This window comes from Streptosporangium sp. NPDC003464, assembly GCF_053588315.1.
This window is the reverse complement of record NZ_JBSFPS010000069.1, coordinates 25,356-37,939: the sequence shown is the minus strand read 5'-3', so window position 1 is coordinate 37,939 and position 12,584 is coordinate 25,356. Positions and strand designations below refer to the sequence as shown.

At 75.1% G+C, this 12,584-nt stretch carries 4 protein-coding genes; 3 read left to right on the top strand and 1 reads right to left on the bottom strand.

Translation table 11 applies throughout. The features are described from left to right. Nucleotides 1–430 precede the first annotated feature (430 nt). Both ACWDS7_RS17675 and ACWDS7_RS17670 read left to right on the top strand, forming a co-directional pair. Nucleotides 431–5,281, top strand: coding sequence for an amino acid adenylation domain-containing protein (locus ACWDS7_RS17675; RefSeq protein ID WP_451930134.1), 4,851 nt, complete (start codon nucleotides 431–433; stop codon nucleotides 5,279–5,281). Between the two features lie 130 nt (nucleotides 5,282–5,411). Beyond that, nucleotides 5,412–10,751 carry an amino acid adenylation domain-containing protein gene (locus tag ACWDS7_RS17670; RefSeq protein WP_451930133.1) on the top strand — a complete coding sequence of 1,780 codons (5,340 nt, stop codon included), beginning with the start codon at nucleotides 5,412–5,414 and terminating at the stop codon, nucleotides 10,749–10,751. Nucleotides 10,752–10,820: 69 nt separating this feature from the next. Here ACWDS7_RS17670 and ACWDS7_RS17665 read toward each other — a convergent pair whose 3' ends face one another. Further along, a complete protein-coding gene (locus tag ACWDS7_RS17665) occupies nucleotides 10,821–11,393 on the bottom strand; it encodes a putative glycolipid-binding domain-containing protein (protein ID WP_451930132.1) in 573 nt (190 codons plus the stop codon). Between the two features lie 184 nt (nucleotides 11,394–11,577). On the opposite strand from ACWDS7_RS17665, the gene ACWDS7_RS17660 reads away from it, so the two are divergent. Continuing rightward, nucleotides 11,578–12,561: a DUF2804 domain-containing protein gene (locus ACWDS7_RS17660; protein ID WP_451930131.1), complete on the top strand. Its 984-nt coding sequence runs from the start codon at nucleotides 11,578–11,580 to the stop codon at nucleotides 12,559–12,561. The last annotated feature ends 23 nt before the right edge of the window (nucleotides 12,562–12,584 follow it).

Here is a 12,584-nt window from a genome sequence, read left to right as displayed (position 1 = left end):
CAGAGGGCACGGAGGCGGCGGATCATCGGGTCGTCTCCGCCGTCTGCTCGTAGCGGAGATAGGCGGGCGCGTTCGGCACCTGCATGGCCAGGGCCCCGCGCTCGTCCCGCGCTTCGATTTCGATCTCGTCGGGTTCAGCCATGGTCAGCTCCGATCTGGCGTGCGACGTGGGCGGCTTCCTGGGGGAAGGTGGGCTCAGGCCCCGCCGGATCCCCGGTGACCGGCGTGCCACCGGTAGGGCGCCGCGGCCGTCCACGACTACGGAGCGTCACCTCATATGTGGTGATCAAATGTTGTTTAAGAGCAATTTATTGCGATCAATACCGTTCGGGTAACAAAACGATCTTTGCCTTACATCGTCCGAGTGCCCTTTGCCACCCTTGCCGTCGTACGGCCTATGCCCCCCTTCCGTACCCCAAGGAGACCAGTGGTGGCTGGCAACCTCGCATCGCTCGGACCGGTCCACAATGCCTTCGAGCAGCAGGCGCGACGCACTCCCCATCGCACGGCGGTCATCGCCGGCACGACCCGCACGACCTACGCCGACCTGAACGTCCAGGCCAACCGGATAGCCCACGAGCTCGTCGCTCGGGGGGTACGGCGGGGCTCGACCGTCGGCGTGTGCCTGAACCGCGACGAGACGCTGATCGCGGCACTACTGGGCGTCTGGAAGACCGGCGCCGCCTACGTGCCGCTGGACCCGGCCTACCCGGCCGACCGGCTGGAGTTCATCGCCGAGGACGCCGGGGTGTCACACACGGTGACCTCCGCGGCGCTGGCGGAGCGGCTGCCCGGCGGTGAACTCATCCTGGTGGACGCGGTCGGCGACCGCCCGGACGGCGATCCGGGCCTGCCGAGCGACCCGGCCGACCTGGCCTACGTCATGTACACCTCCGGCTCGACCGGGCGCCCCAAGGGCGTCGTGATCGAACACCGCAACGTGATGACGCTGCTGCGCTGGGACGCCGACCACTTCACCGCCGAGGAGCTGGCCGGGTTCCTCGCCTCGACCTCGGTCTGCTTCGACCCGTCCGTCCCCCAGCTCTACCTCCCCCTGCTGCTGGGCGGCACGGTGATCATGGCGGAGAACCCCCTCGCGCTGCACACCCTGCCCGCCAGGGACGAGGTCACGATGATCAGCGCGGCGGCCTCGGCGCTGACCGCGCTGCTGCGGGAGCCGCTGCCCCCGGGGGTGCGCACGGTGCTCTCCAGCGGTGAGCCGGTGAGCCGGGCGCTGGCCGACCGCGTCTTCGCCAACCCCGGCGTGCGACGCATGGTGAACCTGTACGGGCCCACCGAGTGCACCGTGCACTGCTGCGCGCACGAGATCTCCAGGGACGAGACGGGCGAGCCGCCGATCGGCACGCCGTACGCCTGGTCGGAGCTGTCGGTGCGCGGCGCCGGCGGCGAGGCGCTCGGCGACGGCGAGCTCGGCGAGCTGTGGGTGGCCGGTCCGCTGGTCGGCCGGGGCTACCTGAACCGGCCCGAGCTGACCGCCGAGCGGTTCGTGACCGACGCCGCGGGCGTGCGCCACTACCGCACCGGCGACCTGGTCCGCAGATCAGGCGGGACCTACTTCTACGAGGGGCGGATCGACGACCAGGTGAAGGTCGCGGGCTTCCGCGTCGAGCTGGGCGAGGTGCAGGGCAGGCTGGTGCGCCACCCGCTGGTGAACCACGCCGTCGTGCTCGCCCCCGTCGACGGGGAGGGCACCCGGCGGCTGGTCGCCTACGTCGAACCGGCCGGCCCCGGCCTCGACGGCGGGCGGTTGCGGTCCTGGCTGCGCGACTGGCTGCCCGACTACATGATCCCCTCCAGGATCGTGTTCCTCGACGCCATCCCGGTGGGCCCCACGGGGAAGGCCGACCGCTCCCGGCTGCCCGCGGTGGCGTTCTCCACCCCCGGTTCCTCCACCTCGGGCTCCGTCGCCGCCACGGGCACGGCCGGGACCGGCCACGTCGCCCCCCGCGACGAGACCGAGCGGCGGCTCGCCGCCATCACTTCCGAGGTGCTCGGCGCCGAGCGGGTCGGCGTCCACGACCACTTCCTCGACCTGGGCGGGCACTCCCTGGCCGCCGCCAAGATCTGCGCCAGGATCGAGCACGCGCTCGGGGTCCACGTCCCGCTGACGACGCTCCTGGCGCGGCCCACGGTCGCCGAGCTGGCCTCGTACGTCGCCGAGGCCGCCCCGTCCGCCGTGACGCCGCTGGTCCGCCACACCGGGCGGACCGGCTATCCGCTGACCGCCGCCCATCGCGGCATGTGCCTGCTGCGCGAGGTCAGCCACAACCCCGGCGCCACCGCCATCGCCTTCCGGCTCGGGCTGCGCGGCCTCACCTCGGCGGAGCCGCTGCGAGCCGCGCTGGACGCGATCGTGCGCCGCCACGAGGCGCTGCGCACCCTCGTCGTGGACGGCGCGACCCTCGAGATCGGGCCGCCGGTACCGGTGCCGCTGGAGGAGCACCGCCCGGCCTCGGAGCAGGAGGCCGACGCGCTGCGACGGGCCGCGGTCGCCCACGACTTCGACATCTCCCGCGAGTCGCCGCTGCTGCGGGCCACCCTCCTGTGGTCGGGGCCGGACAGCGCGGAGCTGGTGCTCCTCACCGACCACACCGCCTTCGACGGCTGGTCGCTGGGGATCGTCATGCGGGAGCTCCTCGACGGGCTCACCCGCCCCGGCGACATCCCGGAGCCGCCGTTCCAGATCGGCGACGTGGCGCTACGCGAGCAGGCGGCCGGCGGGAGCACCGAGGCGCTGCGGGCCTTCTGGGCCGAGGAGCTCGCCGGGGCGGTCCCGCCGTACGAGCTGCTGCCCCGCCCCGACGACCGCCCCAGCCGGCTGCGCGGCGAGCGCCTGGTGCGCCGGCTCACCCCGGCGACGACCGCGCAGGCCGGCGAGCTGGCGGCCGGCTGCGGCGCCACCCCGTTCGCCGTCTACCTGACCGTGCTCGGCATGCTGGTCGCCGGGCTGACCGACCGGCGGGACGTCGTCCTCGGCGCCGCCGTGGCCGACCGCGCCGACCCCGGCCTGGAGGCCGTGGTCGGCATGCTGGTCGACGTGCTGCCGGTACGGCTGCGCCTGGAGGACGGGCTGTCGCTGCGCGAGGCCGTACGGCACGCGGGGGCCGTGACCGCCCGCGCGATGGACCACCGCGCGCTGTCCGCGTGGGAACGGGCCGAGGTCAGCGGGGTCGAGCGCCCGCCCGGCGCGGTGCTGACGCCCGTCACGCTCTCGATCCAGCCGCCCGCGGTCCCCGTCCGTCTGGAACGCGGGGGCGTGGGCGTGGACCTGGTCGGCGAGCTGGACGCGGGCAGCGCCCAGGCGCCGTTGATCGTCTACCTCAACGACACGGCGGCCGGGCCCGAGCTCCAGGTCGAGTACGACGTGGAGCACCTCGACCGCTCCGGCGCCGAGATCCTCACCGACCGGCTGGTCCGCCTGCTGGCGGACGCGCTGGCCCACCCCGACCGGCCGCTGTCGGCGTTCGAGGTGGTCGGCGCCGAGGAGCGGGCGGCGCTGCTGGCCGCGGGGACCGGCGTGCCGCTGCCCGCGGACGCGCCGCGGACCGTGGTGGAGGCGGTGCTGGAGCGGGCCGCACGGCACCCGCACGCCCCGGCGGTCGTCGACGCCGACGGCGTCCTCAGCTACGGCGAGCTGGCCGACCGGTCGCGCCGGGTGGCCGCGGCGCTGGGCCCGGCGGCCGCGGGCGCCTGCGTGGGCGTGTGCCTGCCCCGCGACCGGCACCTGCCCGCGGCGCTGCTGGGCGTGCTGCTCGCCGGTGCCGCCTACGTCCCGCTCGACCCCGGCCACCCGCTCCAGCGGCTCCGCCACCAGGTCGACGACTCCGGCACCAAGATGATCATCGCGGCGGGCGAGGGGCTGGCGGTGGCCGAGCGGCTGGGCGGCACCGTCGTCGACCTGGCTGGGCCGTTCACGGCGGGGGCGGCGCCGGACGGGGTGAACGCCGGCGGTCCCTCCCCGGTGGAGCCCGGCGACCTCGCCTACGTCCTCTACACCTCCGGCTCCACCGGGAACCCCAAGGGCGTCGAGGTCACCCACGCCAACCTCGCCGCGTTCGTCTCCTCGATGACGCTCGCCCCGGGGATCCGGCCCGGCGACGTGATGCTCGGCCTGACGCCGTTCTCGTTCGACGTGTTCGGCTTCGACCTTTGGGTGAGCCTCTGCCACGGCCTGCGGCTGGAGCTGCTGGGCCGGGACGACGCGCTCGACGGGCGGGCCGTCGCGCGGCGGATCGAGGAGGCGGGGGTCACGCTGATGACCGCGACCCCGACGGCGCTGCGCATGCTGGTCGCCTCCGGCTGGCGCGGCGGGGACGTGCGCGTGGTCAGCATCGGCGAGGTGCTCGACGCCGCCCTCGCCGGTGACCTGCTGGAGCGGGTCGCCGAGCTGTGGAACGCCTACGGGCCCACCGAGACCACGATCTACTCCACCATGGTCCGGGTCACCGCCCCGGCCGGCGACCCGGTGTCGATCGGCGTCCCGCTGGCCGGGGAGCGGGCCTACGTGCTCGACCGGGCGGGCCGCGTGCTGCCCGCCGGGACGCCCGGTGAGCTGTGGATCGGCGGCGCCGGCGTGGCCAGGGGGTACCGGGGGCGGCCGGAGCTGACCGCCGCGGCCTTCACCGAGGACCCGCTGGGCGGGCGCCGCTACCGTACCGGCGACCTGGCCCGCTGGCGGCCCGACGGCACACTCGACTTCCTCGGCCGCCGGGACCGGCAGGTGAAGGTCCGCGGCCACCGGATCGAGCTGGGCGAGATCGAGACCGTGCTCCGCGAGAGCGTCGCCGACGCGGCCGTGACCGTGCACGGCGGCGACCACCTGGTCGGCTACCTCGCCGCGCCGCCGGGGACCGACACCGGCGAGCTGGAGCGGCGCCTGGGCTCCCGGCTCCCCGACTACATGGTCCCCCGCCGCTGGGTGCTCCTGGACGCGCTGCCCGTCACGGCCTCCGGCAAGGTGGACCGCACCGCCCTGCCCGAACCCGGCGACGCGGCCACCCGGGTGCCGCCGAGCACCGAGGCCGAGCTGCTGGTCGCCGAGGTGTGGGCCGCCGTGCTGGACCGCTCCGACCTCGGCGCGCACGACGACTTCTTCGCCCTCGGCGGTCACTCCGCGACCGCCGCCCTCGTGACGGCCCGGCTGAGCGACGCCCTGGACCTGCGGGTGCCGGTGCGCCTGCTGTTCGAACGGCGGAGGCTGGCCGACTACGCCGCGCGGCTGGAGGTCCTGCTGCTGGACGACCTGGAGGAGGGGTCGTGACCGGGCTCGCCGGAGCCGCCGGCGCACACCGCCTCGATCACGAGGCCGGCGGAGAAGGTTCCGTGACCGGGTCCGCCGAAGTCACCGGAGAGCACAGCACCGCGGTCACGGGACCGACGGAGGAGGACTCATGACCGTCAGTGACGAGCGCCGCAGCGCCCTCTCGGCGCGGCTGTCGGCCGCGCGCCGCGCCGCTGCCCAGGCCGCCCCGGCGATCCCCGCCAGGGAGACGACCGGTGGCCCCGCTCCCCTGTCCCCGGCCCAGGCCCGGCTGTGGTTCCTCGCCCAGCTCGACGACCTGGCCGCCTACAACGTGCCCGCCGTCGTACGGCTGCGCGGCCCGCTGGACGTCGCCGCGCTGCTGGGCGCCGTGCACGACCTCGCGGACCGGCACGAGGTGCTGCGCAGCCTGGTCACCGACGAGGGCGCCACCCCGGTCGACGCCGGCCGGGTCCCGATCGCGGTCGAGGACCTCGACGACCACGATCTGCTGGAGGAGCGGCTGCGGGAGGAGGTCGCCCGCCCGTTCGCGCTGGACTCCGAGCCGCCCACCCGCGCCCTGCTGCTCCGCCTCACCGGCGCCGACGAGCACGTCCTGGCGCTGACGGTGCACCACATCGCCTTCGACGCCCAGTCGCGGAACCTGGCACTGGCCGAGCTGGCCGCCCTGTACGCGGCACGGCTCGGCCTGGCCGGGCCGCCCGCGGCGCCGCAGGTGCGCTACGCCGACTACGCGGCCTGGCTGGCCGGGCAGCCGGAGGGCGACCTCGCCTGGTGGACCGGACGGCTGGCCGGGCTCGAACCCGTCCTGGACCTGCCCGTGGACCGGGCCCGGCCGTCGGTGGCCGACTGGTCCGGCGCCGCCGTCCCGGTGCGGCTGCCGCGCGCGCTGACCGCCAGGGTCCGCGAGGCCGCCGCCGAGACCGGCTGCACGCCGTTCATGGTGCTGCTGGCCGCCTGGCAGGAGCTGCTGGGCCGCACCTCCGGCACCGACGACGTGCCGGTCGGCGTGCCCGAGGCGGGGCGGCTCCACCCCGACACCGCGCGCATGCTCGGCTGCTTCGTCAACACGCTTGTCCTGCGTGGCGACAGGTCCGGCGAGCCGACCGGCCGCGAGCTGCTGGCCCGGACCAAGGACGCGGTGCTGGACGCCCTCACCCACCGCGACGTGCCCTTCGAGCGGATCGTGGAGCACCTGCACCCCGAGCGCAGCCTCGCCACCACGCCGATCTTCCAGGCGCTGCTCAACGTCCTGGACGACCGCCCCCAGGTGCTGGACTTCCCCGGCCTGACCGCGGAGCAGGCACCGCCTGCTCCGCGCACCACCAAGTACGACCTCAACCTCGCCTTCGTCAACGAGGGCGAGGAGTACGATGGTGAGCTCACCTACCGCACCGACCTGTTCGACGAGGCGACCGTGCGGCGCATGACCGGCTGGTACCTGAACCTGCTGGAGGGCATGCTCGCCGACCTGGACGCGCCCGCGGCGGCCGTGCCGCTGGAGCCGGTGACCGGGCCCGCCGTCGCGGGCGCGCGGACGCGGATGGACCTGACCCGGCCGCTGCACGCGGTGGTCGGCGACTGGGCGCGGCGCACGCCGGAGGCGACCGCCGTGGTGGACGCCTCCGGATCGCTCACCTACGGCGAGGTGGACCGGCTGGCCGACCGCCTGGCACGTCACCTGGCCGCGGCCGGGGTGCGGCCGGACGAGCCGGTCGGGGTGCTGGTGGACCGCCGCTCCGTGCTGGTCCCCGCGCTCCTCGGCGTGCTACGGGCGGGCGGGGCCTACATGCCGATGGAGCCCGCCTACCCCGACGACCGCCTCGCCTACATGCTGGAGACGGCCGGCGCGCGCGTCGTACTGGCCGACCGTGAACACGCCGGCCGGGTCCCCGGCGCGCTGGTCCTGCCCGACCTGCTGGCCGCCGGGCCCGACGGGCCCGTGGAGGTCGACGTCACCCCCGGCCACCTCGCGCACGTGATCTTCACCTCGGGCTCCACCGGGCGGCCCAAGGGCGCCGCGATCGAGCACCGGTCGGCGCTGCACTACCTGCACGGCCTGGCCGAGCTGGTGCCCGAGGACTGCTCCTCCTACGGCATGGTCTCCACGATCGCCTCCGACCTGGTGCTGACCTGCCTGTACGGCGCCCTCGTCCGGGGCGCCGCGGTCCATCTCGTGGACCAGGACGCGGCCACCGACCCGGAGGCGTACGCCGCCTACCTCGCGAAGCATCCCGTCGACGTGATCAAGATGGTGCCCAGCCATCTGGAACTGCTGGCCGCCCACGGCGACCTGGCCCGGATGCTGCCGCGCCGGCTGCTGATCCTCGCCGGTGAGGCGACGTCGTGGGAGCTGGCCGAGCGCGTCCGGGCGGCCCGCCCCGACCTGGAGGTGCAGATCCACTGCGGGCCGACGGAGACGACGGTCTCGGTACTCGGCGGCCGGGTGCCCGACCCGCCGTCGGGGTCGGGGTCGGTCCCGCTGGGCCGTCCGCTGGCCGGCGTCGACTGCTACATCGTCGACCCCGCGGGCCGTCCACTGCCCGCCGGGGTGCCGGGCGAGCTGTGGGTGGCCGGTCCCAGCCTGGCCCGCGGCTACCTGAACCGCCCCGACCTGACCGCCGAACGGTTCGTCCCCGACCCGGTGAACGGGACCGACCGCTGCTACCGCACCGGCGACCGGGTCCGGCTCAACTCCGCCGGGCTGGTGGAGTTCCTCGGCCGGGTCGACGACCAGGTCAAGATCAGGGGCTTCCGGGTGGAGCTGGGCGAGGTGAAGGCCGCGCTGCAGGAGCAGCCCGGGGTCCGGGAGGCCGCGGTGCTGCCGGTCGGCGAGGGCCGCTCCCGGCGGCTGGCCGCCTGGGTCGCGCCCGCCTCGGTGGATCTCGCGGTGATCCGGGCGGGGCTGCGTGAGCGGCTGCCCGACTACATGGTCCCGCCCGCGATCGTCGTCCTCGACGAGCTGCCGCTCACCCCGCTGGGCAAGGTCGACCGGGCCCGCCTGCCGATCCCCGAGGCGGCGCCCGCCGCGGAGCGGGTCGCGCCGAGCACGCCGACCGAGGTGCGCATCGCCGCGGTGTGGGCGGACATCCTGGACGTCGAGGTCGGCGTCGACGACGACTTCTTCGCACTGGGCGGCGACTCCTTCCGCGCGGTCCGGGCGGTCCGGGAGATCGACCCGTCGCTGCGGGTGATCGACCTGTTCACCCGGCCCACGGTCCGCGAGCTCGCCGCTCATCTCGACGGCGGTGCCGAGGCCCCGGCCGGGCTGCTGCACCGGCTGGCCGGTCCGCGCACGGCGAGCCGTACCGTCGTCTGCCTGCCCTACGGCGGCGGCTCGGCCGCCGCCTACCAGCCGCTCGCCGCCGCGCTGACCCGTATCTCCCCCACCACGGCGGTGCTGGCCGTCGAGCTGCCCGGACACGACCCGGCCCGGCCGGACGAGGCCATGCTGCCGATGCCGGAGCTCGTCGGCCGGATCGTGGCCGAGCTGGCCGAGCTGCCCGGGGGACCCGGCCCGATCGTGCTGTACGGGCACTGCGTCGGCTCGGCCGCCGCGACCGAGCTGGCGCTGCGGCTGGAGGCGTCCGGGACTCCGGTCGCCGGCGTCTTCGTCGGCGGCAGCTTCCCCGACGCCCGGCTGCCCGGACGGCTGTCGGCCTGGTGGAACCGGAGGTTCCCGGCCCATCGCTGGGCCTCCGACCGCACCCAGCGCGACTTCCTGCGCACGCTGGGCGCCCTGGACGAGGACTTCGGCGACACCGAGACCATGCTGCGCGGCCTGCGGCACGACGTCGAGGAGGCGCAGGCGTGGTTCAGCCGCCACCTCGACACCCCCGCCGGCGAGGAGCGCAGGCTCGCGGCGCCGCTGCTGTGCGTGATCGGCGAGCGGGACCGCGCGACCGAGCTCTACCAGGAGCGCTACCGGGAGTGGGGGGCGTTCGCCGACCGGGTGGGGCTGGCCACGATCCCCCGGGCCGGTCACTACTTCATCAAGCACCAGGCCGAGCCCCTGGCCCGGCACATCTCCGAGCACCTGGACCGCTGGGCCGGCGGCGACCTGCCCGAGCCGGTCGGGGAGGTCGAGGTCGCGGGCCGGAGCGCCCGCCGGGACCTGCGCCGCTTCTACACCGTCGCGGCCGGGCAGACCGTGTCGCTGCTCGGTGCCGCCCTGACCTCCTTCGCGCTGGGCGTGTGGGCCTACCAGGAGAGCGGCCGGGTGCTGGACTACGCCCTGGTCAGCATGCTCGCGCTGCTGCCGTCGCTGCTGGCGGCGCCGCTGGGCGGCGCGGTCGCCGACCGGGTGGACCGCAGGCGGGTCATGCTGGTGTGCGACGGCGTCTCCGCCGCGGCCACCGCGGCCCTGGTGATCCTGCTGTGGCTGGGGCGGCTGGAGGTCTGGCAGGTCGGGATCATCGCCGGGTTGCTGTCGCTGGTGACGGCCTTCCACCGGCCCGCCTACCTGGCGGCGGTGGCGCAGCTGGTGCCCAAGCCGTACCTCATGCAGGCCAACGCGGTGGCGAACCTCGGCACCGGTCTGGGCATGCTCATCGGCCCGCTGGGCGGCGCCGCGCTCATCGCGCTGGTCGGCCTGCACGGCGTGGTGGCCGTGGACGTGGTCACCTTCCTCGCCGGACTCGGCACGCTGCTGCTGGTCCGCTTCCCCGACCGGCTGTTCTACCGCCTGGAGGAGTCCTTCGGGCAGGCCATCATCGGCGGCTGGCGCTTCCTCGTACGGCGCCGCCCCCTGATGATCATGATCGGGTTCTTCGTCGTGATGAACTACCTGAACATGCTCGCCCTGGCCGTGACCGTGCCCGCGGTGCTGTCGTTCGGCGACGTCGCGGGCGTGGGCGTGGTGACCGCGATGCAGGGCGTGGGCGCGGTGCTCGGCTCGCTGGTCATGGTGTTCTGGGGCGGCACCGAGCGTCGCGCGATCGGCATGGTCGGCTTCGTGATCGGTTTCGGGGCCGGGGTGCTGCTGGTCGGGCTGCGGCCCTCGCTGGCGCTGGCGGCCTTCGGCGGGCTGATGTCGTGGGTGTTCCTCACCGTGCTGAACGCGCACTGGCTGGCGCTCATCCAGCTCAAGGTCGGCCTGGAGCTGCAGGGCCGGGTGCTGGCCACCAACCAGATGCTGGCGGTGTCGATGACGCCGCTGGCGTTCCTCACCGCGCCGTCGCTGGCCGACGACGTCTTCGGCCCACTGCTCGTCCCGGGCGGCGCCCTGGCGGACACGCTCGTCGGTGACGTCGTCGGGGTGGGGCCGGGGCGCGGCGTCGGGCTGCTGCTGACCGTCTGCGGTGCGCTGCTGATGCTCTGGGGCGCGCTGGGGCTGTGGTACCGGCCGCTGCGCCGGATGGAGGACGCGCTGCCCGACGCGGTGGCGGGCGCCGAGATCGCCGATGACCTGGACGCGGTCCAGGTCGAGGCGGACGCCGTCCTGCTGGAGGGCGCCGGCCGGAGCGGGTGAGGGCCTTCCGCCCCCGCCCACCGCTCACCACTGCCCGCCGGCCCGTCCAGGCCATGGCGGAGCCGGCCGTCAGGAGGCGACCAGCTTCGCCAGGCCCGGGTAGTCGGTGACGATCCCGTCGCCGTCGAAGGCGAGGTCGGCGCTGAAGCCCTCGCTCTCGTAGCGCACGGCCCCCGGGCCGAGGTGGGTGTAGCGCTGGGGGTGGCGGACCACGTGCAGGTGCGGGACCCGGACCCAGGCCATGACGAAGTCGATCCGCCCCTCGCACTCGTTGAGGCCGTGCCGGAGCACCGGCATGGTGTTGGTCAGCGGGGAGAGCCCCAGGTCGCAGTCGAGCGCGTCGTTCAGGACGTTCATGTCCCCGCCGGGCGGCGGCCCGTCGAGGCGGCCCTCCCCCTTCGTCTCGCACGACCAGGTGCCGTGGGCCGAGCGGCGCAGGTCGAGCGCCCGGTACCAGCCCGTGCCGTGGGCCCGTACCGACAGCAGCTCGGTGACGTATCCGGGGAGGGTCCGCAGGGTGTATTCCAGCCGGTAGGGCATGGGGTCGGTGCCGATCGCCACGCCGACCGCCGTCAGCTCCGCCCCCAGGCCGACCTCCGCGTATTCGGCGCCCTCGTCCTTCATCCACACGAGCCCGCGCATCCTCGTCCCCCTTCACCCGCCCCGCCCCACCTCCACGTGAGGCGGCCGGTGGCACCGGCGTACCCCGGGAGAGTGACGCGAACCGCCTCCCGGGGGAACCGCCGGGAGGCACGCGCGAGGCGCGGGAGGGGCCGCCGCCGCGGCCCCTCTCCCCACACCGGTCCGGGGCCGCTAGCCTCTGGCTATGCCGACCCACGAGCGGGAGATCACCGCCCCCGTCGACCTGTGCCTGCCGGACGGGCGCCTCAACCCGGAGGCGGTCGGCTGGACGCGGCGCCCGCTGCACCGCGCGAACCTGCGCGGCTGGGGACGGGCCAAACGCTGGGAATACTGGGGGATCGTCACCCCCTCCCACGTGATCGGCGTCGTGGCGTCGTCGCTGGACTACGCGGGCGTGCACGGCCTCTACGTCCTGGACCGCGCCACCGGCTCGGAGATCTCCAAGGACGCCGTGGTGCCGCTGGCGCGCGGGGCCGCGATGCCCCCGCGCAGCGGTGCGGGGACGGCGTCGGTAAGGGGCGGCGGCGTGACGGTCGACATCGGCCAGCACCCCGGCGGCACGTCGCTGCGCGCCGTCGCGCCCGGCGTCGAGCTGGACCTCGACATACCGCTGCCGGCCGGGCACGAGTCGCTCGGCGTGGTGGTCCCGTGGGGCCCCCGCCGGTTCCAGTACACCCTCAAGGACGTCGGGCGTCCGGTGCGGGGGCGGCTGCGCCTGGAGTCCGGCGAGCACGCGGTGAGCGAGGCGGACTCCTTCGCGGTGCTCGACCACGGCCGCGGCAAGTGGCCCTACTCGGTCACCTGGAACTGGGCCGCGGGCAGCGGCCCCGGCCGGGCGATCCAGCTCGGCGGCAAGTGGACCGACGGCACCGGCATGACGGAGAACGCGCTGTTCGTGGACGGCCGGCTGCACAAGATCGGCGAGGAGCTGGCCTGGAGTTACGACCGGGCCGACTGGCTGCGTCCGTGGCGGATCACCGGTCCCCGGGTCGAGGTGGAGTTCACCCCCTTCCACGAGAAGGTGGCGCGCACCGAACTCGGCGTGGTGGGCAGCGAGACGCACCAGTGCTTCGGCCACTTCGCCGGGCGGGCGCGGACCGACGACGGCGCGTGGGTCGACCTCGACGGCCTGGTCGGCTGGGCGGAGGAGGCGCGTAACCGCTGGTAGCCGGCCTCACCCCGGCCTCACCT

Bases quoted from the DNA above. Each gene is read 5' to 3' on its own strand.
- ACWDS7_RS17665 (WP_451930132.1), bottom strand. From the start codon at position 11,393: ATGCGCGGGCTCGTGTGGATGAAGGACGAGGGCGCCGAATACGCGGAG.
- ACWDS7_RS17660 (WP_451930131.1), top strand. From the start codon at position 11,578: ATGCCGACCCACGAGCGGGAGATCACCGCCCCCGTCGACCTGTGCCTG.
- ACWDS7_RS17670 (WP_451930133.1), top strand. From the start codon at position 5,412: ATGACCGTCAGTGACGAGCGCCGCAGCGCCCTCTCGGCGCGGCTGTCG.